Origin of the sequence: Microbacterium testaceum, assembly GCF_006539145.1 — a bacterium.
GTDB classification, from domain to species: domain Bacteria; phylum Actinomycetota; class Actinomycetes; order Actinomycetales; family Microbacteriaceae; genus Microbacterium; species Microbacterium testaceum.
This window is the reverse complement of record NZ_BJML01000007.1, coordinates 1-21,701: the sequence shown is the minus strand read 5'-3', so window position 1 is coordinate 21,701 and position 21,701 is coordinate 1. Positions and strand designations below refer to the sequence as shown.

The following is a 21,701-nucleotide window of genomic DNA, read 5'->3' as shown; positions in this document are numbered from 1 at the left end:
CGCTGCAGCACCGGCCCCGCGCGCCGCGCCCCGCGCGAGCCCGTGCGGCGTCAGGCCGGCGGGGCGGTGGAGTCCCGGACCACCAGCACGGGAGCCGCCGGCGCGACGACCGCATCGCCCAGCACGGCGGCCACGGCGTACTCCGCTTCCCCCTCGACATCGAGGCGCACCGTCGTGAGCGACGGGGTGTAGAACGCGGCATCCGGATTGTCGTCGAAGCCCGCGACCGAGACGTCCGCCGGCACCCGGAGACCTCGGGACATGAGACCGGCCGTGAGTCCGAGGGCCATCTGGTCGTTGGCGACCGCGACGGCCGTGGCCCCCGCCGCGATGCCGGAGGCGACCGCCTCCGCGACGGCAGCCCCTGAAGCCGCGCTCCAGTCTCCCTCGAGCCGGTCCGCGCGTTCGAGGCCGCGGCGGTCCACGGCGTCGGCGACGCCGGCCGTGCGCGCGAGGGCCTCGCGCCAGTCCGACGGGCCGGCCACCTCGACGATGCGCCGGTGCCCGAGGTCGGCGAGATGGTCCACGACGAGGGCGGCCGCATCGCGTTGCCGACTCCCGGACTCGCCGTACAGCGGCACGATCGGCACGTCGTATCCCTCGAGGGAGGTGGCTCCGTGCGCGGCGACGAGCACGATCCCGTCGACCCCCTGATCCAGGAGGTGGCGCACGGCGGCGTCGATGTCGGCGGGGTCGTCCGAGTCTGTGTAGGCGGTCGAAATCCACCGACCGCGCGCCCGCGCGGCCCGCTCGAGGGCGGTGATCCCCGCCGCGGGGCCGTGCAGGACCGCGTCGGATGCCACGACCCCGACCGTCCGCGTCAGGCTCGTGCCGAGTGCGCGCGCGGCGTTGTTCACGCGATAGTCCAGGGCGGCGACCGCGTCGAGCACGCGCTCCCTGGTCGCCTCGCGGATGCCCGGGTATCCGTTCAGGACGCGCGAGACCGTCTGCGCCGACACCCCGGCGGCGACGGCGACGTCACGAACGCCGATGCGCTTGCCGCCGGTGTCGCCACTCATGAGGACTCACAGTAGCGGCGCGGGAGAGGCGGCACGGGAAGGATCCGCGGCATCCCCCCGCATAGGCACGCCCCCGCCCCGGTCGGCGGGGCTAGTTCTCACCCCGGACGACCGGATGCCGCGGCTCCGTAGGGGACGGAACCGGGGCATCCGGGATCGTTCACTCGAAGTTGCGATGGCGGGCGACGAGATCCTCGAACTTCGCGCCGGTGCGACGCACGAGCATGAGGTACAGCACGTCCCAGAAGATCCAGAGCGACTGCTCGAACAGGCTCCCCATCGCCTGGATAGTGGGGACCAGAACGCTCGGGTCGTCGGCGCCGTAGGTGTGGGCGGGCACCGTCAGCACGATGTCGGCCAGCTGCGCGGTCGGCCCGTCGGGGACGGCCGTGGCGACGAGCAGAGTCGCGCCCGTCTTCTTGACCTGCTCCGCGACGTAGTGCAGGTGCGGGATGTTCGCCGGGCCCGTGGGCATGATGAACAGGTCGTCCGCCGTGACCGCGGGCGTGGTGTCGTCCCATCCCCAGTGCACGGTCTTCCCGAAGTGCGTGAGGCGCATCGCGAAGGCCTTGGAGCCGAGCCCCTCCCGCCCGATGCCGAGCACGAAGATGCGCTGGTGCTTCTCGAGGGCGTCGAGGGCGGCGTCGAGGTTCTCCTCCGGTACGCGGCGGAACACCTCCCCCAACTCGGCGACGACGGTCGAACTGATGTCCTGGAATTCCGACATGGGCGCGGTCCTTTCTTTCGTCTGCGGTCTCGGGCTCAGTGCGCGTTCGAGCGGGCACCCCAGCGGCCGACGAGCAGCGCCAGGAGGATGACCGCACCGTACACGGCGTTGATCCAGAAGGTGGGGACACCGGCGAGCGTGAGCACGTTCGTCAGGGTGCCGAGCAGCAGCACACCCAGGAGGGCCCCCACGATGCGCCCCTGCCCGCCGTTGAGCTGCACGCCGCCGATGACGGCCGCGGCGAGCGCGCTGAAGATGAGGTTGTCGCCCATGCCGCTGGTGACCGAGGCGAGACGCCCCGCGAGCATGAGACCGGCGAAGGCGGCGAGCGCGCTGGCCACGACGAAGGCGGTGATGAGGACGGCATCGACCCGGATGCCGGCGGCTCGGGCCGCGTCGGCGTTGCCGCCGATCGCGTAGAGCGCACGGCCCCACGCGGTGTAGCGCAGCACGAGCCCGGCGACGAGGAACAGGATGCCGGTGATCCAGATCGCCGCGGGGATGCCGGCCCAGCGCGCCGAACCGACGTAGCGGAAGGCTTCGGGCAGGCCGGCGAGGGTCTTGCCCTGGCTGACGCCGAGCGTGATTCCGCGCAGCAGGATCAGCATCGCCAGCGTGACGATGAACGGATCGAGCTTGACCTTCACGACGAGGAAGCCGTTGATCAACCCGATCAGGACGCCGATCGCGAGGGTGACGAGGATGGCCACCCCGGGCCCGATCTCGGAGCCCAGGCCGCCCATCGCGGCCGGCACCATCAGCCACGCGGCGACCATGGGGGCCAGGCCCACGGTCGACTCGAGCGAGATGTCGAGCTTGCCGGTGATGAGGATGAACGTCAGGCCGATCACGACGATCCCGAGTTCGGCGGATTGCCGCAGGATCAGCGTGAGGTTCGCGGCGGACAGGAACGCGGGGCTGACGACGGCTCCGACGATCGCGACGATGACGAGGCCCGGCAGGACGCTCAGCTCGCGCACGTTCTTCACGACGGAGCGCACCACGGGGTTCGGGGTGCTGACGGGGGTTCTGACGACGGTGGTTCGCACGGTGTTCACTCCAGGCCTTCGATGGCTCGAACGATGTCTTCTTCGGTGGGATCGGCGAGTTCGGACGAGATCCGTCCCTCGCGCATGATGAGGACGCGGGGGCTGACGAGCAGCTCCTCGACGTCATCGGAGATGAGGATGACGGCGACGCCGTCGGCGAGGGCCCTCAGCATCAGGGCATAGATGGCGTCCTTCGCGGCGATGTCGACACCCGCGGTGGGCGAGATGAGCACCAGCACTCGAGGGGAGCGCGCGAGCGCCCGCGCCAGAACGACCTTCTGCTGGTTGCCGCCGCTCAGGCCCGACACGGCGAGCTTCGGGTCCGGGGGCACGAGGGCCACGTCGGCGATGAGCGTTCGCGACATCTCGGTCTGCGCGCGCGGCGAGAAGAAGCCCCTCGGGGCGAGTTGGTCCATGACGCCCATGGTCATGTTCTCGGCGACGCTGAGCTGGGGGACGTATCCGTCCTTGTGCCGGTCGGCGGGGACGAAACCGACGCCCGCCCGCTGGCTGGCTTTGACGTCGCCGGTGCGGATCGGGTCGCCCGCGACGACGATCTCCCCGCTGCCGAGCGGCCGGAGTCCCGCGATGGCCTCGCCCACCGAGTACTTCCCCGATCCGCCCACGCCGCCGATGGCGATCAGCTCGCCGGGCGCGACCGAGAGGGTGACGTCCGTGAACGCCCCCTCGCGATCGGTGGCCCCGCGCAGCTGCACGGCGGATCGGGCGTCGAGGGCCGGAGCGGTGTTCTCGGCACGGTGCCGACGCTGCTCCTGGCCCGCGAGCAGGGCGTCGACGAGGTCGTCGGAACGGATGTCGTCGCCGGTGCGCGACCAGAGCAGCTTCCCGTCGCGCAGCACGGTCGCCGAGTCGCAGATCGCGGTCACCTCCCGGAGGAAGTGCGAGACGAACACGAAGGTGACGCCCGCTTCCTGCAGCTCCTGCACCTTGTCGAAGAGGCGTCGGATGGCGGCGCCCTCGAGCTGCACGGTGGGCTCGTCGAGGAGGACGATGCGCGTCCCCGCCTCGAGCGCCTTCGCGATCGTGAGCATCTGACGCTCCTCGATCGGGGCGTCCGCGAGCAGCAGCTTCGGGTCGAGGCGGATGTTCCACGCGTCGAGGATCCGCTCGGCCTCGGACTGCATCTTCGCCCACGAGACGCGGGCGCCGGTGGTGGGCAGGCGCCCCGCGAAGAGGTTCTCCGCGATGGTGAGGTTCGCGAAGACCGAGGGCCGTTGGTACACGCAGGCCACGCGTTGTTGCCAGGCCTTGGGGTCGGATGCCGGCGGGGCCGCCTCCCCGAAGAAGCTCACCGTCCCCGTGTCGGGCGTCTCGAGGCCCGTGATCATGCGCAGCAGGGTGGATTTACCCGCACCGTTGCGTCCGATGAGGCCGTGCACCTGCCCGGGGAGGATCGAGACGGAGACGTCTTGCAAGGCCTTCGTCGCACCGTAGGTCTTGCTCACGCCGTCGATCTGGATGGCGGGCACGGTGGCCGTGAGGATGGTCATGACGTCTCCGTCTCGCTGGGGTGGATGGCCGGGTTACTTGCTGACGCCGAACGCGTCGAGGGCGAACTTCTTGTTGCCCCAGAGGTCCGGGTCTTCGACGTTGTCCTTGGTCACGACGGGCGTGGGCAGCAGGTCGACGAGGTTGCCGTTGCGCTCCTCGATCGTGCTGCCGTGGTCGGTGGCTCCCGGCTGGAAGGTCTCGCCCTTGATGGCGCGGGTGAGGTAGTCGACGCCGTAGTCGATGTAGTCGGTCATCGGCTGGGCGACGGCGGCATCCAGCCATCCGTCGCGGATCGCGTTCATCGCCATCGGGCTGGCGTCGACCGAGACCTGCACGATGTGGCCCGTCTGCCCCGCGGGCACGAGCTTGCCGGCCGACTTGAGCGTGTCGAGGATCGTCGGGAAGAAGGTCGCGTCGCTCTGGTTGTAGATACCCGCGACGTTGCCGTACTGGTTCAGCGCGGTCTCGATACCGGATGCCGCCTTCGCGGGGTCCCATTCGGTGGCGACGTTCACGAGCTTGACGCCCGGGTACTTCGAGGCCATGCAGTCGTTGAATCCGTTGGTGCGATCACGACCGTTCGAGGTCACCGGGTCTCCGTCGAGGGTGACGACGACCGCATCGGCCGCGACGCGCTTGCCCATCTCCTCGCACGCGAGTTCACCCATCTGGACGTTGTCGGCGCGGACGATCATGGCGATCTTGCCGGAGGCGGGGGCTTCGTCGATCGCGACGATCGGAACGCTCGAGTCGTTGGCGTATTCGATGGCCGGGACGATCGCGTCGGCGTCGCCGACCGAGATGACCAGGCCCTTGGCGCCCTTGTTGATGAGCGTCTGGATGTCGGTGATCTGCTGGGCCGCGTCGCGGTCGGCGTTGGTGGCCGGGATGGTGGCGTAGCCGAGCTCGGCGAAGCGCTCCATGGAGCCGACGTTCTCGGCGTTCTGGAACGGGTCGGTGTGGGGCTGGGAGTAGCTCAGCGGAGTGTCGGCCGGCTCGCCGGAGCCGGAGCCGGCGTCGCCGGATGCACCGCCCGCGCATCCGGCGAGCAGCAGCGCGCCGGCGCCGAAGAGGGCGAGTCCGGTGATGGGTGAAGTTCGCATGCGTACTTCCTCTCTGAAGTGCAGAAGCCTCTGGGGTAGATGGCGGTTTCGCTGTACAGGACCGAAGCCCTGCCCGTATCGTACGTCTTGTACGTACAGAATGTACAGCGCAATTCAGAAGATGAGAACGGATGACGGCTCGGGGGTTCGCGGGATCGGGTATCCGCACCGTCTGTACAGTCAGAACCAAACGTACGACGAAGGCGCGACGATGCGCACGACGACGAGGAGAATCACGTGGCGCACACGATCGAACGGGTCTCCCCCGTGCCGTATTACGAACAGCTCTACGAGATCCTGCGCGAGCAGATCTCGCAGGGCGAGATCGCCGAGGAAGAACGACTGCCCAGCGAACTCGAACTCTGCCGCGAGTTCGGCCTGTCGCGAGCCACGGTGCGCCAGACGCTGACCAAGCTCGAGAACGACGGGTACGCGCACCGCATCCCGCGGCGCGGGGTGTTCGCGAGCGTTCCCGGCCAGACGGCCGGGTGGACCGTTCAGGAAGGTTTCCTCGAATCGCAGCTGCGGCACGGACGGACGGGCATCACGACGACCGTCGTGCAGACGGGCTACGTCACCCCCGAAGCCCACGTCGCGGACGCCCTGCGCGTCGGCCCCGACACCGAGGTGTTCGCACTGGAGCGCGTCCGCTCGCTCGACGGACGCCGGGCCATGTACAGCACGAACTGGTTCCCCCGCGAGGTGGCCCGGACGATCGCCAGCGAATCGGGCGTGCTCGACGGCTCGGCCTCGCTCAACGGTCATCTCCGATCGGCGGGCTTCGTCAGCAGCGGTGCGCAGCGGGTGATCCACGCCCTGGCCGCGCCGGACGCGGTCGCCGCTCACCTCGACGTCGAACCGGGCCACCCCGTGCTCCGCGTGCGCTCCTCGTCCTGGGCGGCCGATGGCACGCGGTTCGATTACTACGAGACCTGGGTGCTCACCGACGTCATCCCGCTCGAGGTCAGCGTCTCGGCGAGCTGAACACCCTCATCCCAGCATCCCGCTGACGAAGCCCCCCAGCGCGTCGACCGGGTCGGGACTCCACCCGCGTGCGGTCGCCGCGAGCAGCGCGGCTCCGACCGCCGTGACCTCCGGCTCGAGGATGGGCACCGCGGGCGCCCCGTTCACCGCGGCCTTCAGCGCGATCCAGCCCGGGGAGCGCACCCATCCCCCGGCCATGCGGACCTCGGCCGTGCCGCCCACGTCACGACGCACCGCGTCGACCGCGTCGCGACCGGCCACCGCGAGAGCTCCCAGCACCGCGGATGCACGGACACGGGGGTCGACCGGCGCATCGGGTGCGTACGACGGCTGCCCTCCGCCCCGCTGACCGGGGACGAACCAGCCCGACTCCCACAGCGGCAGGGGTGCGGAGCGACCGATCAACAGGTGCCGGATCGCGCGCCCCACCTCGGCGTCACGTGAGGCCCACTGCACGTTGCGCGCCAACTCCTCGACGAGCAACAGGGTGCTGCCGGAGGCGCGGATGCCGGGGGCCACATCGACGTGGTCATCGCCCCGCCGCCTCGCGGACGACGACTGCGCGACGACCACCTCGGCGGTGCCCATCGAATCGAGCACCGCTCCCGGGACCATGAGCTGTACGCCCCACCCCCCGATCGGATGATCGTGACCGCCGGCCACGGCGATGGCATCCGCCGCCATCACTCCCGCCGCGCGGAGCGCCGGCGAAACGATCTCGCCGACCACCTCCCCGGTGGGGACGACGGGCGGAAGCAGGTTCTGGTCGCCGAGGGACACGGCCACGCGATCGTGGGCCCAGGCGCGTTCGCCGCTGCGCCAGGCCGCCGTGCGCGGGGCGAGGGTGTCGCTGAGGAAGGCGCGGCCGGTCCAGGCGACGGCCGGGAGGTCGGTGAGGGCGATCCACGCGGCGGCGCGCTCGGTTCCCGGCTGCGCCCGGGCCCACCTCCAGCCCACGAGGGAACGCACCGGATCGGTGTCGACGTCGAAGGTGTGATCATCGACGAGGTCGGGGCGCAGTGCCTCGAAGACGGCGTGACGCCGCGGGTCGAACCACGCCAGGGCGGGGGTCAGCGGGCGCAGCCGCCCGTCGACGAGGACGCCGTCCTCCCCGATCCCGGCGACGCACAGGGCATGGATCACGCGACTGTCGCCGCAGACCTCGACGACCATGTCCTCGATCGCGAGCACCAGAGCGGCCGCGTCGACGGCGAGGTCTGCTCCGGCGCGCCGCGTGGGGCGACTGGCGCGAGCCACGACGGCGCCGTCCGCGGTCAGCGCGACGACCTTGGTGTTGGTGCTGCCCACGTCGATGCCCACCACGACCGGAAGGCGTACACGCAGAGTCACCGTCGATTCCTCCCGGGGGCGAAGACGACTGCCCTCCCCTCGACCTTAGCGGCGCCGATCAGACGCGCGCGGGCGTGGGAGACGGCGCGCTCGCGAGGTAGCCGAGGGCGAGCTGCGCATCGTGGTGCTGTCGCGCGACCTGGGGCGCGGGGGGCGCGGGGGCGACGGGAGAGGTCTCCACGGACCATCGGGGGAAGGCACCGGTGAGCGCGGCCGCCGCCTGCATCGCGGCGCCCTTGGCGACGTACTCGTCGGCCGTCGGCACGGCGAGGGGCAGGTCGACGAGCTCGGCCAGTACGCGCTGGACGGCACGGTTCTTCGCCGCACCGCCGATCACCAGCAAGCGGCGCGAGTGCACACCGCACGCGGCGAGCGCGTCCAGCATCGCGACCTGACTCGCCACCGTCCCCTCGACGATCGCGCGCGCCATGTTCGCCCGTGTGAAGTTGGAGAGGCTCGCGCCCAGCACGGCCGCCCGCGCGTGCGGCAGGTCGGGTGTGCGCTCCCCCTCGAAATACGGCAGCAGCGTCAGCCCCTCCGCTCCCGGGGGTGCCGCGAGCGCGAGCTCGGCGAGCTCCTCGTGCGTGCACCCCAGCAGTTCCGCACCGACCTGCAGGTTGCGCGCCGCATTCAGGGTCGCGACGATCGGCAGGTGATCGCCGGTGGCGTCGGCGTAGCTGCAGACGTACCCCGCGTAGTCGTGGACAGGATCCGCCGTGCGCGCGTAGACGACGCCCGAGGTGCCCAGGCTCAGGACGGCGTCCCCCTCTTCGAGACCCAGCGCGAGAGCCGCAGCGGCGTTGTCACCGCTGCCGACCCCGATCGGAAGGCCGGCGGGGATACCGGGGAGTCCGGCGGCCGTGACCCCGGCACGCTCGAGGGGGCCGAGGATGACGGGCAGCACGACCGGATGGCCGAACGCGTGCTCGAGCAGATCGAGGGTGTACTCCCCCGTCTCGCCGGACCAGTACCCGGTCCCCGATGCTTCGGACCGGTCCGTGACGAGGCTGTCGATGCCCCCCGTGCCGGGACCGAATCCGCGCAGACGCCAGGTGAGCCAGTCGTGCACGACGGCGATGGCCGCGGTGCGGGCGGCGGCATCCGGGAACTCGTCGCGCAACCAGCGCGCCTTGACAACCGTGTCCGACAGGGTGAGGGGCAGACCGGTCCGCCGGATCCAGGTGTCCCGACCCAGCTCGGCGTTCAACGCCATCATGTGCGGGTGCGAGCCCAGATCGTTCCAGAGGGGCGACGCGGTCACGGGGGTTCCGGTCGCGTCGAGGAAGATCGGCGTGTGCTGCTGTCCGCTCACCGACACCGCGAGCACGTCGTCGAGTCCTCCCGCCGCCTGCACGGCGTCGAGCAGGGCGTGCCACCACACGTCCGGGTCGACGATGGTCGCGGCCGGGTGCGGCGCCGACCCTTCTCGGACGCAGACCCCGGTGTCGAGGTCGCGCACGGTGACCTTGCAGCTCTGGGTGGACGAGTCGATTCCCGCGACGAGCCTCATCGCTGCGCCTTTCGTTCGGAGGAGCGTGCGGCGCTCACGCCGGCATCGCCTTCAGGTGTTCCCAGCGCGCAGCGGTGGCGGCCACCCCGTCCTGCAGCATCCGGTGTCGTCGCGGATCGGGGGCGATCTCGCGGGGGAGCGCGTCCTCCCAGGGGCGGCGGGCGCCGTGCGCCAGCGCTTGCGCTCCGCGGGAGACGATCTCGTCGACCCCGGCGGCGCTGACCGGAGCACCGAGCAGGTCGGCTTTGAGCTGGAGCCAGAGCGGATTGGATGCCGCGGGCCCGATGACCTTCACGCGGTCCAGGTCCGCGCTGAAGAGGGTCCAGACGTCCGCGAACTGGCGGGCGAGCCCGAGGAAGCACCCGAACACGAGCTCGACGGCGGTGGTGTCGGTGCCCACGCCCGCGATCGCGCCTCGGGCGTTCGCGTCCTTGTCCGGCGGCGGGCTGCCGCGGAAACGCGGCAGGACGAGGGGCACACGACCGAGGTCGATCTTCCCGTCGAGGTAGGCCCGGTGGGCGCGATCGATGAGAGCGCGCACCTCCGCCTCGTCGCGGTCGAGGAGCGTGCGCACCGTCGCGAAGGCCGAGCCCCCGGTCGGGATGGAGGCGAAGAGCGTGAAGGACTCGCCGTCGCAGGCGAGGCCGCCCGCGATCTTGGTGGCCGCGGTGGCGGCATCCGTCCGCGGTTCGCGCACGAGGGTGAGGATCCCCTCGGTGGTCCCGGTGGAATCGAGCATCTCCCCCGGCTGCAGGTCGGCGCCGACACCCCCGACCATATGATCGTGGCCGGCGACGTGGACCGTCACCTCGTCGAGGCCCCAGGTGTGCGCGATCGCGGGGTCCATCGCGACGCCGAGCGCCGCCGGACGCAGCGGGGGGAAGATCGCCGGATCGACGCCGAGGAGCGCGCACACCTCGCGCGAGGGGCGCCGCTCGCGCAGGTCGAGCGCCATGGTGCGGCTGGCGAGCGAGGGCTCGGACCACCGTCGGCCGGTCAGCAGCGCGGCGACGAATTCCGACACATTGAGCCAGAGGGCGTCGGCGGTGTCGCCCTCGGCGTGGGCCAGGGCCCACGCGACCTTGGACAGCGCGTAGTTGGCGTTGACGGGCAACCCGGTGACGGCGTAGACGCGCTCCCGCTGCGCGGGGGTGAGGTCTCTCAGCAGGGCGGCGCCGCGCTGATCGTGCCAGAGGATCATGGGCGATCGCAGCGAGAGGTCGGCGCCGACGAGCCCTCCCGATTCGCCCACGCCCGCGAGCGCGATGCGCTGGACCGCGCGGCGCAGAGGCGGTTCGAGATCCGCGACGAAGTCCCGGACGGCGTCGAGGAGCGCCGCGACGTCGTAGACCTCGCCGATCCCGTCGCCGACGGTGGGCGTCGCGACGCGTCGCGAGACGACGAGAGCGCCGTCGCCGTCGAACACGCAGAGCTTGATGCTCGTCGTGCCGATGTCGACCGTGATCGTGGGGGTCATGAGCGTCAGAGCGAGGGGTTGAGCATGCGGATGCGACGCTCGACGACGTCGGAGATCGCCGCGACCGCGTCGAGGGAGACCCGGATGAGGGAGTTCTCGTTCGGGTTCGCGGCGTACGCCTCGCCAAAGCTGCGGATCATGGCGTTGCGCAGGTCGCTCGCGACGTTGACCTTGACCACGCCGAAGTCGGCCAGGCGGCCGAGCTGCTCTTCGGGCAGGCCCGAGCCGCCGTGGATGACGAGGGGGACCGGGCTGGCCGCGCGCACGCGCTCGAGGAGGTCGAAGTCGATGCGCGCGTTCGGCGCGTACCCGTGCACGTTGCCGACCGACACCGCGAGCATGTCGCAGCCGACGGCGGCGACGAAGTCGGCCACCTGCGCCGGGTCCGTCGTGCTGGCGAACTCTGGGGCGACGTCGTCTTCTTTGCCGCCGATGCTGCCGAGTTCGGCCTCGAGGGCGATCGTCGCACCGCACATCCGCCGCGCCGTCGCCGAGGTGGCGGTGTTCTCGGCGAGCGGCTCCTCGGAGGCGTCGATCATGATCGAGGTGAAATCGGCGGCCAGGGCCGCTTCGACGGCCGCGAGGGACTTGCCGTGGTCGAGGTGCAGGGCGACCGGGACGGTCGTGTCCGCCAGGCGCCGCGCGACCATGTCGTAGACGTACTCGTAGCCGGAGAGCTTCACATTCGTCGGAGCGACCTGGATGAAGGTCGGCACACCGACCTTCTCGACCGCATCGATGATGCCCATGGTCGTCTCGATGTTCGTGGTGTTGAACGCTCCCGCCACGAGCCCGCGGGCCGTGCACTCCTGGATGACGTCGTGTCCGCTGACCAAAGGCATGGGCAGTCCCTCCGTTGTGGTGACGGAGGCGGGACGGCGAGGCGTCCCGGATCGATCCGTCCGCGGTCCCTTCCGCGTTGGATGTCAGCGTAGTGCGTAACGTCCATATCGTCCAGTCTGTACGTACAACATGGACGACAACGAATCTCACCGTCGCTCGAGGGCGCGGCCGACGACCGCTCACCACCTCGGGGACGAGCGAACACGCGCAGACGGTGGGGCGGAAGCTACCGCCGTCGCGACCCCGGGCGACGGAGGGATGCGCGGGCGCGCGGCGATCAAGGCGGGCAGCCCGCACCCTGAGGGAGCGCTCCCGCGAAGAACCCGCCGACGCCCCCCTTACAAGACGTCGACGGGTCCCGCCCTAACTCTGGCGCATCCGGGTTCGCCGAATCCACCCCAATCTGGGTGGTCAGCTCTCTGTCGCGCGCAGCGCCGAGATCACGTCGTAACGCTCACGGATCTCGGGTCGGTGGTCGGATTCGACCGTGCGGGTCATCGCGACCGACCAGTCGACGGGTCCTCCCGCGAGCACTCCCGCCGCCTGGCGGGCCGCACCGAGCGCGACGTACTCCCCCGCGGCGGGGACGACGATCTCGGCGTCGAACACCTGCGCGGCGATGCGCGCCACTCCCTCGTTCGCCGCTGCCCCACCGATGAGCAGCACGCGGCGCACCTCGACACCCTGCGCCTGGATCGCCTCGAGCCCGACGGCCAAGCCGCTCAGCATGCCCTCGATCGCGGCGCGCGCGAAATTCGGACGGTTCGTGGATGCCAGGGTCAGGCCGGTCAGCGATGCCTGCGCGTGCGGCAGGTTCGGTGTGCGCTCCCCCTCGAACCAGGGCACGAGCACCACGCCGCCGGCGCCGGGCTCGGCCTCGAGGGCCAGGGCACCGAGCTCATCGTGCGAGACGTCGAGGAGGCCCGCGAACGCGTCGAGCACCCGAGCGGCGTTGAGGGTGGCCACCAGGGGCAGGAAACGCCCCGTCGCGTCGGCGAAGCCGGCGACGGCGCCCGTCGCGTCACGGGCCGGGGTGTCGGTGACGGCGAACACGGTGCCCGAGGTTCCGAGCGAGACGACCACGTCGCCGACGCCCGCGCCGAGGCCGAGCGCAGCGCCGGCGTTGTCTCCCGCGCCGGGTCCGACGAGGGCGCCACCGGGCAGTGCCCCGGCGCTCTCCCACGGACCGAGCACCCGCGGAAGCACCGCCTCGTGGCCGAGCGCGCGCGTGAAGAGGTCGAGGTCGTACCCGTCCGCGCCCCAGTACGCGGTACCCGAGGCGTCGGAGCGGTCGGTGACCAGCTCTTCGAGCACGGCGTTGCCGGGGCCGAAGCCGCGCAGACGCCAGGTCAGCCAGTCGTGGGGCAGGGCGACGGCGGCGACGCGCGCGGCGTTGTCGGGCTCGGCGTCGCGCAGCCAGCGCAGCTTCGTGCCCGTGAACGACGCCACCGGCACCGCCCCGGTCCGCTCCGCGAATTCCGCCGCGCCGACCTCGTCGATCAGGTCGCGCGCGGCCTGCGCCGACCGGGTGTCGTTCCACAGCAGGGCGTCGCGGATCACCGCGCCCTCGGCGTCGAGCACGACCATGCCGTGCTGCTGGCCCGCGATCGACACCGCGGCGACCTCGTCGAGACCGCCGGCCTGGGCGATGGCATCCTGAAGTGCTTTCCACCACGCTTCGGGATTCACCGACGTGCCCGAGGGGTGCGACGCACGACCCTCGCGGACGACCTTCCCGGTCTCGGCGTCGACGACGACGACCTTGCACGACTGCGTCGACGAGTCGACTCCCATGACGAGCGCCATGCTCTGCCCTTCTGTCCGCCGCGCCTTCGTCGGCGCGGTCCGAGTTGTCTGTGTCGCGGGGGTGCGCCCCGTGGCGTCGAGGCCCCGCCGTGCCCTCATCCCCTTTTGAGCGTCCACAACACCCGGAGACTTTTCGAGTTCGTCCGGGTGTTCTGGACACTCGAGGTGAGGGCGGGGCCCCTCGGCGGATGCCGCGATTCAGTCGGGGCGAATGTACCGCGAGCGGGGCCCGGATGCCGCGGCATCCGGACCCCCTCCGACTCAGCGGGCGCCGAGCAGGTGCTCGGTGGCGAGCTGCTGCAGGCGGACGAAGCCGAAGCCCTTGCCGCCGAGGTACGCGTCGGCGTCGAAGTCCTCGTAGGCCGAGCGGTCGGCGAGGAAGTCGTCGTAGGTCTCGCCCTCGTTGAGCGTCGGCTGTGCGAGCTCGGCGACCTTCGCGGCCTCGAGGGCCTCCTGCACCTCGGGGTCGGCGCGGAAGGCCGCGGCGCGCTCCTTGAGCAGCAGGTAGGTGTTCATGTTGGCCGAGACGGAGTCCCAGACGCCGGTCTCGTCCTCGGTGCGAGAAGGCTTGTAGTCGAAGTGACGGGGGCCGTCGTACGCGGGGACCCCGCCGGGGCCGCCGTTCTCGAGCAGGTCGACCAGGGCGAAGGCGTTGTGCAGATCGCCGTGGCCGAAGACGAGGTCCTGGTCGTACTTGATGCCGCGCTGACCGTTGAGGTCGATGTGGAAGAGCTTGCCGTGATACAGCGCCTGGGCGATGCCGGCGGCGAAGTTCAGGCCCGCCATCTGCTCGTGGCCGACCTCGGGGTTCAGGCCCACCAGCTCGGGACGCTCGAGCGAGTCGATGAACGCGATGGCGTGTCCGAGGGTCGGCAGCAGGATGTCGCCGCGGGGCTCGTTGGGCTTGGGCTCGATCGCGAAGCGAATGTCGTAGCCCTTGTCGGTGACGTAGTCGCCGAGCAGGTTGACGGCCTCGCGGTAGCGCTCGAGCGCCTGGCGGATGTCCTTCGCCGAGTCGTACTCGGCGCCCTCGCGGCCGCCCCACATGACGAAGGTCTTCGCGCCGAGCTCGGCGGCGAGGTCGAGGTTGCGCAGCACCTTGCGCAGCGCGAACCGGCGCACCTGGCGGTCGTTCGAGGTGAATCCGCCGTCCTTGAAGACAGGGGCCGAGAAGAGGTTGGTGGTCACCATCGGCGTGACGATGCCGGTGTCGCTCATCGCGCCCTTGAGGCGGTCGATCTGCTTCTGACGCTCGGCGTCGGTGGAGCCGAAGGCGAAGAGGTCGTCGTCGTGGAAGGTCAGGCCGTAGGCGCCGAGCTCGGCGAGCTTCTCGACGACGTGCACGACGTCGAGGGGCTCACGCGTGGGGCCGCCGAAGGGGTCGGTGCCGTTGTAGCCGACGGTCCAGAGACCGAACGAGAACTTGTCGTCGCGGGTGGGGGTGGGCATTCCTGCTCCTTCGCATGGACGCACGAGCGCGCGGTGGCGCGCAGCGGGTTTGTTGGTTCTCACAACATATACCCCGGATGCCGCGGCGTCCACCCTCGCGCGAGTGTCGATGCGGCAAATGATGCCCTATATAGCGAAGGAGTGATCATGGCCCTCACCAGCGTCGACCTCGACCCCCGACTCATCGACTCGCCTCGGGAGACCGCGCGATCCGAACGCGTCTTGGTCGAATCGTCCGCTACCCCTCCGACCTCTTCGTCACCTGTCCGCCCCAGGTTCTCGAGTTCTGTCGCATCGCGCGGTCACCCGAAGAGCACGCGCACTACCTCGAGCAGGTCTCCCTGGGCTTTCCCCTCGAGCGGGCGCCGGACGAGTCGCTTGCCGTCGGCATCCAGTCCGCCCTGGGGAACGCCGGTTTCGTGCGCGGCGCGGGCGCGGGCGCGGTCGGCATCCTGATCGCTGCCTACGCGATCGCGAACGACGCGACGATTCTGAGCGCAGACCGCGACTTGAGCACGTCGCCGCGGTGACAGACCTCGCTCACGAGTTCGTCGCTCCCGCTCCCCGACCCGTTCGCGTCAGCGCCCGAGCGCCGCGTCCACCACCGCGAACACCTCAGGGTCCCAGGTGAGTGCGCGCTCCCACGGCAGACCGAACGCCTCGGCGAAGAAAATGCTGTGCACGTGGTCGTCGAACGTGTGCCGCTCGACGATCGGCAGCACCGCGGAGGGCACGTGATCGGCGCGACCACTGGTGAGCGAGACCAGACCGTCGTGGGGCCAGAGCTGCGCCGGCTCGGCCGACGCGGCGAAGTACCCGGCGCCGACGGCGGTCACCGGAATGCCATCGAGCACACCCGCGTGACGGTCGTTCCAGCCGCGCAGGTACCGACGCGAGACCTCCGCCGCCGCCCCCTCGGAGTTCGCGGCCGCGTACGGGCGGGCCTCGGCCAGGATCTGCAGGGTGGCGGGGTCGCCCTGGGCATCGGACTCGGAGATCTCGCCGTCGATCAGGTCTCCGAGCACCGATCCGTCCCAGGGCGTGCCGAGGGTCACGAGGTGCTCCACCCGCGGACCGTCGCCCGCGAGCTCGCGGATCGCGGCACGCGAGAACAGTCCGCCCATCGAGTGGCCAATGAGGTCGAGGCTCGCCAGCCCCTGCTCCGCGGCGAGCCACCGCAGGAACGCGGCGAGCGAGACCCCGGCGTCGTCGATCCGTCCGACAGCGTTGATCGTGACCGCATCCGACAGCACGACGGGCACGTCGTCGAAGCCCTGCCACCCGGCATCCCGCTCGACCGTCCCCGCCCCGATGCGGGCGGGCGCCGTGAACACGGGCACCCCCCGATTGAGGTGGTGCGCGCGCAGCGCCGTCATGGTGTTACCGGCCGCAAGCCCCGTCGCCGCCGCCCGCTCGGGGTCGGTGAACGGGGTGACGGCGGCGCCGCCGGACACGAGGACGACGGCATCGGCCATGAAGACTCCTTCGGGTCGGATCCCGGTCAGGATAGGGCAGACCACCGACACCGGCCGATCGCGGCCCAGAACGGCCGAGTGCCCGCGGCACGCCGCGACGGCCCGCCCGCTCCGGCGTTCGGGAGACGCCGCCGGGGCAGCGGCGGCCGGGGCCGGTCGCGGCGGGGCCTCAGCGCAGCAAGGCAGGGCCTCAGCGCGACGGCGCGGGACCTCAGCGCGACGGGCCCGGGCCTCAGCGCGGCGGGGCGGGGCCTCAGCGCGGCAAGGCGGGGCCTCAGCGCAGCAAGGCGGGGCCTCAGCGCAGCAAGGCGGGGCCTCAGCGCGGCAAGGCGGGGCCTCAGCGCGGCGGGGCGGGGCCTCAGCGCGGCAGCGCGTCCTCGATCGCGGCGACGACCTCGGGGGCGTCGGGCAGGGTCCGCGGGCTGAAGCGGGTCACCCGGCCGTCGGGGGCGACGACGAACTTCTCGAAGTTCCACGAGATGCGGCCGGTCTTGCCCTCGGCATCCGGGGTCGTCGTCAGCTCTTTGTACAGCGGGTGCGCGCTGCGCCCGTTGATCTTGACCTTCTCCGACATCGGGAAGGTCACGCCCCACGTCGCGGAGCAGTACTCGGCGATCTTGTCCTCGTCGCTGAGCTCCTGCAGGAACTGGTTGCTGGGGAAGCCGATCACCGTGAAACCACGGTCGGCGTACTTCTTGTGCAGCGCTTCGAGCGCCTCGTACTGCGGCGCGAGGCCGCAGCGCGAGGCGACGTTCACCACGAGGGCGGCCTTGCCGTCGGTCAGCGCGCCGAAGGTCGTCTGCTCGCCGCGGATGGTCGTGATCGGGATGCCGGAGAGGTCCATGATCCGATCCTGGCACTGCATTGTTGTGGTCGGGGTGGGAATCGGCGGGGCACGCGGGTGCCGACGCTCCGGCCCCACCGCATGGCACAGTGGTCGGATGGTCACCGCGGGAAGCCGGGGCGACGGCATGCGCCGCGCCAATCTGGCTCTAGTGCTGCGTACCGTCCACCGCGAGGGATCGCGCTCGCGCGCAGAGCTCACCGAGGCGACGGGATTGAACCGTTCGACGATCGCCGACCTCGTGGGCGAGCTGCAGCGCGCGGGGCTCGTGGTCGAGCGCGCCTCCGAAGCGCAAGGGCGCGTCGGCCGCCCCTCCCCCATCGTCGAACCCGACCCGCGGGTCATCGCCGTCGCCGTGAACCCCGAGGTCGACGCTCTCGACATCGCGGCGATCGCCCTCGACGGGTCGATCGTGGCGCGCGAGCGCCTCGACCAGTCGACGCTGCTCACTCCCGAGCGCACGGCCGAGCTCGTCGGCATCCGCCTCGACGTCTGGCGCCGCCGGCCCCTCGCCGACTCCCGCCTGATCGGTGTGGGGGTCGCGGTGCCCGGCCCGGTGCGCGCGTCCGACGGGCTCGTCCGCGAGGCTCCGCACCTCGGTTGGACCGACGCCGCTCTTGCCGGCCTGATGACGGATGCCACGGGCCTGCCCACCCACGTCGCCAACGACGCGGCGCTGGGTGCCGTGGCCGAGCACCTGTTCGGTGCCGCGCGCGGCGTGCACGACGTCGTCTATCTCAACGGCGGCGCGAGCGGCATCGGTGGGGCGGTCATCGTCGGCGGGATGCCGCTGGGCGGGGCGGGCGGCTACGCCGGGGAGTTCGGGCAGAACAGACCCGGAATCGCCGATCCCGACGATCGGCGCGCTCCCGAGGGCGTCCTCGAGGACGAGGTCAGCCGGTCGCTTCTGCTGCGCGCGCTCGGCATCGACGCGGCCGACGACGCGGCCCTCGCGGCGGCCCTGGTCCGCAGCACCGACCCGGCGGTGCGGGCCGAGACCGATCGACAGCGCCGCATCCTCGCCACGGCCCTCGCCAACGCCGCGAACGTGATGAACCCCGCGGTGATCGTGCTCGGCGGGTTCCTCGCGATCCTCGGCGAGCTCGACCTCGCCGGCCTCGACTCCGCGGTGCGCGCGCAGACGATCCCCGCGTGCGCCGAGGGGCTGCGCCTGGCCGCCGCCGAGCTCGGCGAGAACCGCCTGCTCGTCGGCGCGGCCGAAGCCGTGTTCGAGGCCGCGCTCTTCCCCGCGCGCTGAGCGCGAAGCGCTCCTCGTCACCTCGCGCCCGGCCCCGATGTCGGTGGTCCGGGGCAGGATGGGTGGGCGACGACGCGAGGAGAACAGATGATCGAGACACGTTCCGCCGGAGCCACCTGGTCGGGCAACCACCAGTACCGCGCCACCGAGGTGCGACTGCCCACCGGCATCGACGAACTGGCCGAGGTCGTGGCATCCGCCGCTCATCTGCGTGTGCAGGCGACCCGCCACACCTTCAACGACGTCGCCGACAGCGAGGGTGCGCTCGTCTCGCTCGAGAAGATGCCCACGCGCGTCGACGTCTCCGGCGACCGGGTGCGCGTCGAGGGGCTCGTGACCTTCGCCCAGCTGGCGCCCGTGCTCGAGGCCGAGGGCCGGGCGCTGCACAACCTCGGCTCGCTCCCCCACATCTCGGTGGCGGGCGCGACGGCGACCGGCACGCACGGCTCCGGGGTGCGCAACGGAAATCTCTCGAGCGCCGTGACGGGCGTCGAGCTGATGGATGCCGACGGCCGCACGCACCGCATCGACGAAGACCACCCGTGGTTCGGCGCGGCCGCGCTCAGCGTCGGCGCCCTGGGCGTGGTCACCGCGGTCGAGCTGCGCACCGAACCGACCTACGCCGTCTCGCAGCAGGCGTACACCGGGGTCGCGTGGGCCGACATCGCCGCGGACCCGATCGCGGTGCTCGGCGGCTCGCGCAGCGTCAGCATCTTCACGACCTGGGGAGACCCCGCGCACGACCTGGTCTGGGCCAAGAGCGACACGGGCGCGCCGTCGTGGGTCGAAGAGCTCGGTGGCACCGCCGTCGGCGATGACATCCACCTGGGCAGAATCCGCACCGTCGACAACACGACTCCGCGGGGCACCGCGGGGCCGTGGCACACGCGTCTTCCGCACTTCCGCGCCGACGCGCCCCCCAGCGACGGCGACGAGATCCAGTCGGAGTACTTCGTGCCGCTGGCCTCGGCGGCCGAGGCTCTCGCTGCCGTCCGCGAGATCGCCCCGGACTTCGCCGCGCACCTGCTGGTGACGGAGCTGCGCACGGTCGCCGCGGACCGGCTGTGGCTGAGCCCCGCGTACGAGCGCGACGTGCTCGCGATCCACTTCACGTGGCGCAACGACACCGCCGGTGTGCTCTCGGTGCTGCCGCGAATCGAGGCCGCTCTCGCGCCGTTCGACGCGCGACCGCACTGGGGCAAGGCGTTCACCATGCCCGGCGAACGGATCCTGGCGACCCTGCCGCGGGGCCGCGACTTCGACGCGGTCGCGCGCGAGGCCGACCCGCGCGGCGTCTTCCGCAACGCGTTCCTGCAACGCGTGTTCGGCGGCTAGCCGAGCCCCGCGGCTTCGACGGGCTCAGCCCCCTCGCGCGGCCGCGGGGCGAGGCCTCATCCCTGAGCTCGCCCGAGGTCTGAGCCGGCCCAGGCCCCTGCGTCCGTCGACGGGACCGGAACCCGCGCACCGACGAGGACTCACCACGAGACGGCGCCGCCCACCGCGACGCCGCCCCGCGGCATCCGGGATCAGCGGCTGGAGTAGCCGCCGTCGATGGGGAGCGAGACGCCCGAGATCATGCCCGCGCCGTCGCCGAGGAGGAAGACGATCGGCGCCGCGATGTCGTCTTCGGTGGCCCACTTGTGCAGCGGCATCGCCTCGAGGAAGGGGCCCTCGATGTCGGGACGACCCCAGTACCAGGCCGACATCGGGGTCATGACGACCGTGGGGTTCACGCTGTTGACGCGGATGCCGTACCCACCGAGCTCGAGGGCCGAGACCCGCGTGATGTTGTCGAGGGCGGCCTTGGACGATCCGTACGAGATGTGACCGGTGAGGGCGACGAGGCTCGCCTGGCTCGAGACGTTCACGATCGCCCCGCCCTTGCCCACGCGGATCATCTCGCGGGAGGCGTACTTGGTGACCAGCAGCGAGCCGCGGGCGTTGATGCGCATGACCTTGTCGAAGACGTCGATGTCCGTCTCCATCGGGGTCGCGATCTCGCCGCCCCAGCCGCCGCAGTTGACGACGCCGTAGATGTCGCGGCCCTCGATGGCCGCGCGGATCTCGTCTTCGGATTCGAGGTCGAACACGACGGGCTCGGCGCCGGTCTCGGCGCTGATCGCAGCGACGCTGTCGGCGTCGCGCCCTGCGGCGAGGACTGTCGCGCCGGCGGCCACGAGGTGACGCACGGTCGCGCCTCCGATGCCGCCCCCGGCTCCGGTGACGAGGATGGTGCGGTCGGTGAATTCGGTCATGGGTGGGCTCTTTCGCGGGTCCGGGAGTCGAGGACGACGACAGTGTCGTCGCGGCCCATGATAACCACAGAATCACGCGGATGACTTCGGTGTCATGACGAATTGATCACGGATGTTGACACCGGTGTCACGGTGGGCTTACCGTAACCGGAGTTCGACCGGTGGACACCCCCGCCGGACCCGCTTCATCGACGCAGCACTCCGCCGTGGTGCGTCGCCCGGAAGGACCACACCGCTGTGACCCACACCTCGAAGGACGACGCGACGACCACCGCCGCGACCGTGCACCTCGACGACCTCGTCGCTCGTGCCCGGCAGCTCGTGGCGTCGGGCGAGCGGCGCATCCTGGGCGTGGTCGGCACCCCCGGCGCGGGCAAATCGACCGTGAGCGACGCCCTGCTCGCCGCCCTCGGCGACGACGCGGTGCTCGTCGGCATGGACGGCTTCCACCTCGCGAACGAGGAGCTCGTGCGCCTCGGTCGCCGCGACCGCAAGGGCGCTCCCGACACCTTCGACGTCGACGGCTACGTGTCGCTGCTCGATCGCATCCGGGCCGGTCACACCGTGTACGCCCCGCGCTTCGACCGCGGGCTGGAGGAGTCGATCGGCTCCGCGGTCCTCGTCCCCGCCGACGTCCCGCTCGTCGTCACCGAGGGCAACTACCTCCTGCACGACGAGTTCGGGTGGGATGCCGTGGCTCCCCGCCTCGACGAGGTGTGGTTCCTCGACATCGAGGCGCACGCCCGCCGCGAGCGACTCATCGCCCGCCGTCTCTCCCACGACCACCCCCACGACGAGGCCGTCGCCTGGGTCCGCGAGGTCGATGAGCGCAACGCGCTCGTCGTCGAACGCGGACGCCACCGCGCCGACCTGATCGTGACCGTCTCCGATGCCCCCGTCGGTCTCCACGAAGGAGCTTCCTCATGAGCACCACCACGACCGTGCCCGTGCTGCAGGCGCGCGGCCTGTCGCGTCAGTTCGGATCCGTCCGCGCCCTCAACAACGTGGACTTCGAGGTCTACCCCGGTGAGGTCACCGCC

Annotated in this window: 18 protein-coding genes; 4 read left to right on the top strand and 14 right to left on the bottom strand. The window is 71.3% G+C overall.

The genetic code is table 11. The features are described from left to right. Nucleotides 1–50: 50 nt before the first annotated feature. The 5 genes from MTE01_RS10940 to MTE01_RS10920 form a co-directional block, all read right to left on the bottom strand. The gene (locus MTE01_RS10940) at nt 51–1,019 is read right to left on the bottom strand and encodes a LacI family DNA-binding transcriptional regulator (RefSeq protein ID WP_141377488.1); all 969 of its coding nucleotides are present in this window, start codon (nt 1,017–1,019) and stop codon (nt 51–53) included. Nucleotides 1,020–1,179: 160 nt separating this feature from the next. Next, nucleotides 1,180–1,746, bottom strand: coding sequence for an SIS domain-containing protein (locus tag MTE01_RS10935; RefSeq protein WP_141377486.1), 567 nt, complete (start codon nt 1,744–1,746; stop codon nt 1,180–1,182). A 35-nt stretch (nt 1,747–1,781) separates the two neighbouring features. Next, nucleotides 1,782–2,795, bottom strand: a complete 1,014-nt coding sequence (locus MTE01_RS10930; protein ID WP_218026354.1) for an ABC transporter permease — start codon at nt 2,793–2,795, stop codon at nt 1,782–1,784. 5 nt (nt 2,796–2,800) lie between these two features. Continuing rightward, on the bottom strand, nt 2,801–4,306 hold the full coding sequence (locus tag MTE01_RS10925) for a sugar ABC transporter ATP-binding protein (RefSeq protein WP_141377483.1): 1,506 nt from the start codon (nt 4,304–4,306) through the stop codon (nt 2,801–2,803). Between the two features lie 33 nt (nt 4,307–4,339). Continuing rightward, nucleotides 4,340–5,410 (bottom strand): sugar ABC transporter substrate-binding protein, encoded by a 1,071-nt coding sequence (locus MTE01_RS10920; protein WP_141377481.1) that lies wholly within the window; start codon nt 5,408–5,410, stop codon nt 4,340–4,342. A 237-nt stretch (nt 5,411–5,647) separates the two neighbouring features. On the opposite strand from MTE01_RS10920, the gene MTE01_RS10915 reads away from it, so the two are divergent. Further along, nucleotides 5,648–6,394 carry a GntR family transcriptional regulator gene (locus MTE01_RS10915; RefSeq protein WP_141377479.1) on the top strand — a complete coding sequence of 249 codons (747 nt, stop codon included), beginning with the start codon at nt 5,648–5,650 and terminating at the stop codon, nt 6,392–6,394. Between the two features lie 6 nt (nt 6,395–6,400). Here MTE01_RS10915 and MTE01_RS10910 read toward each other — a convergent pair whose 3' ends face one another. The 8 genes from MTE01_RS10910 to MTE01_RS10865 all read right to left on the bottom strand — a co-directional run bounded on the left by MTE01_RS10910 (nt 6,401) and on the right by MTE01_RS10865 (nt 17,148). Beyond that, complete coding sequence (locus MTE01_RS10910) at nt 6,401–7,744, bottom strand: FGGY-family carbohydrate kinase (protein WP_141377477.1); 1,344 nt, start codon at nt 7,742–7,744, stop codon at nt 6,401–6,403. A 58-nt stretch (nt 7,745–7,802) separates the two neighbouring features. Next, entirely contained in the window at nt 7,803–9,254 is a 1,452-nt protein-coding gene (locus MTE01_RS10905; protein WP_141377475.1) for an FGGY family carbohydrate kinase, read from the bottom strand. 34 nt (nt 9,255–9,288) lie between these two features. After that, nucleotides 9,289–10,731 carry an FGGY-family carbohydrate kinase gene (locus MTE01_RS10900; protein WP_141377473.1) on the bottom strand — a complete coding sequence of 481 codons (1,443 nt, stop codon included), beginning with the start codon at nt 10,729–10,731 and terminating at the stop codon, nt 9,289–9,291. Between the two features lie 5 nt (nt 10,732–10,736). After that, complete coding sequence (locus tag MTE01_RS10895) at nt 10,737–11,573, bottom strand: class II fructose-bisphosphate aldolase (RefSeq protein WP_141377471.1); 837 nt, start codon at nt 11,571–11,573, stop codon at nt 10,737–10,739. Nucleotides 11,574–11,985: 412 nt separating this feature from the next. Continuing rightward, nucleotides 11,986–13,380, bottom strand: coding sequence for a xylulokinase (gene xylB / locus MTE01_RS10890; protein WP_141377469.1), 1,395 nt, complete (start codon nt 13,378–13,380; stop codon nt 11,986–11,988). Between the two features lie 261 nt (nt 13,381–13,641). After that, entirely contained in the window at nt 13,642–14,829 is a 1,188-nt protein-coding gene (gene xylA / locus MTE01_RS10885; RefSeq protein WP_141377467.1) for a xylose isomerase, read from the bottom strand. 578 nt (nt 14,830–15,407) lie between these two features. Next, entirely contained in the window at nt 15,408–16,304 is an 897-nt protein-coding gene (locus MTE01_RS10875) for an esterase/lipase family protein (RefSeq protein ID WP_141377465.1), read from the bottom strand. Between the two features lie 358 nt (nt 16,305–16,662). After that, on the bottom strand, nt 16,663–17,148 hold the full coding sequence (locus tag MTE01_RS10865; protein ID WP_141377463.1) for a glutathione peroxidase: 486 nt from the start codon (nt 17,146–17,148) through the stop codon (nt 16,663–16,665). A gap of 97 nt (nt 17,149–17,245) precedes the next feature. On the opposite strand from MTE01_RS10865, the gene MTE01_RS10860 reads away from it, so the two are divergent. Then, nucleotides 17,246–18,406 (top strand): ROK family transcriptional regulator, encoded by a 1,161-nt coding sequence (locus tag MTE01_RS10860; RefSeq protein ID WP_141377461.1) that lies wholly within the window; start codon nt 17,246–17,248, stop codon nt 18,404–18,406. Between the two features lie 87 nt (nt 18,407–18,493). After that, nucleotides 18,494–19,741, top strand: coding sequence for a D-arabinono-1,4-lactone oxidase (locus MTE01_RS10855; RefSeq protein ID WP_141377459.1), 1,248 nt, complete (start codon nt 18,494–18,496; stop codon nt 19,739–19,741). A gap of 191 nt (nt 19,742–19,932) precedes the next feature. Here the strand turns inward: MTE01_RS10855 and MTE01_RS10850 are convergent, their stop codons facing one another. Continuing rightward, nucleotides 19,933–20,661: an SDR family oxidoreductase gene (locus MTE01_RS10850; protein ID WP_141377457.1), complete on the bottom strand. Its 729-nt coding sequence runs from the start codon at nt 20,659–20,661 to the stop codon at nt 19,933–19,935. 237 nt (nt 20,662–20,898) lie between these two features. Here MTE01_RS10850 and MTE01_RS10845 point away from each other — a divergent pair, with 237 nt between their 5' ends. Beyond that, the gene (locus MTE01_RS10845; RefSeq protein ID WP_246078252.1) at nt 20,899–21,588 is read left to right on the top strand and encodes a nucleoside/nucleotide kinase family protein; all 690 of its coding nucleotides are present in this window, start codon (nt 20,899–20,901) and stop codon (nt 21,586–21,588) included. The last annotated feature ends 113 nt before the right edge of the window (nt 21,589–21,701 follow it).

Excerpts from the sequence above, each read along its gene's own strand:
- MTE01_RS10905 (WP_141377475.1), bottom strand. The coding sequence starts at position 9,254 with ATGAGGCTCGTCGCGGGAATCGACTCGTCCACCCAGAGCTGCAAGGTC.
- MTE01_RS10865 (WP_141377463.1), bottom strand. The coding sequence starts at position 17,148 with ATGGACCTCTCCGGCATCCCGATCACGACCATCCGCGGCGAGCAGACG.
- MTE01_RS10900 (WP_141377473.1), bottom strand. The coding sequence starts at position 10,731 with ATGACCCCCACGATCACGGTCGACATCGGCACGACGAGCATCAAGCTC.
- MTE01_RS10925 (WP_141377483.1), bottom strand. The coding sequence starts at position 4,306 with ATGACCATCCTCACGGCCACCGTGCCCGCCATCCAGATCGACGGCGTG.
- MTE01_RS10850 (WP_141377457.1), bottom strand. The coding sequence starts at position 20,661 with ATGACCGAATTCACCGACCGCACCATCCTCGTCACCGGAGCCGGGGGC.
- xylB (WP_141377469.1), bottom strand. The coding sequence starts at position 13,380 with ATGGCGCTCGTCATGGGAGTCGACTCGTCGACGCAGTCGTGCAAGGTC.
- MTE01_RS10940 (WP_141377488.1), bottom strand. The coding sequence starts at position 1,019 with ATGAGTGGCGACACCGGCGGCAAGCGCATCGGCGTTCGTGACGTCGCC.
- xylA (WP_141377467.1), bottom strand. The coding sequence starts at position 14,829 with ATGCCCACCCCCACCCGCGACGACAAGTTCTCGTTCGGTCTCTGGACC.
- MTE01_RS10860 (WP_141377461.1), top strand. The coding sequence starts at position 17,246 with ATGGTCACCGCGGGAAGCCGGGGCGACGGCATGCGCCGCGCCAATCTG.
- MTE01_RS10855 (WP_141377459.1), top strand. The coding sequence starts at position 18,494 with ATGATCGAGACACGTTCCGCCGGAGCCACCTGGTCGGGCAACCACCAG.
- MTE01_RS10875 (WP_141377465.1), bottom strand. The coding sequence starts at position 16,304 with ATGGCCGATGCCGTCGTCCTCGTGTCCGGCGGCGCCGCCGTCACCCCG.
- MTE01_RS10895 (WP_141377471.1), bottom strand. The coding sequence starts at position 11,573 with ATGCCTTTGGTCAGCGGACACGACGTCATCCAGGAGTGCACGGCCCGC.
- MTE01_RS10935 (WP_141377486.1), bottom strand. The coding sequence starts at position 1,746 with ATGTCGGAATTCCAGGACATCAGTTCGACCGTCGTCGCCGAGTTGGGG.
- MTE01_RS10920 (WP_141377481.1), bottom strand. The coding sequence starts at position 5,410 with ATGCGAACTTCACCCATCACCGGACTCGCCCTCTTCGGCGCCGGCGCG.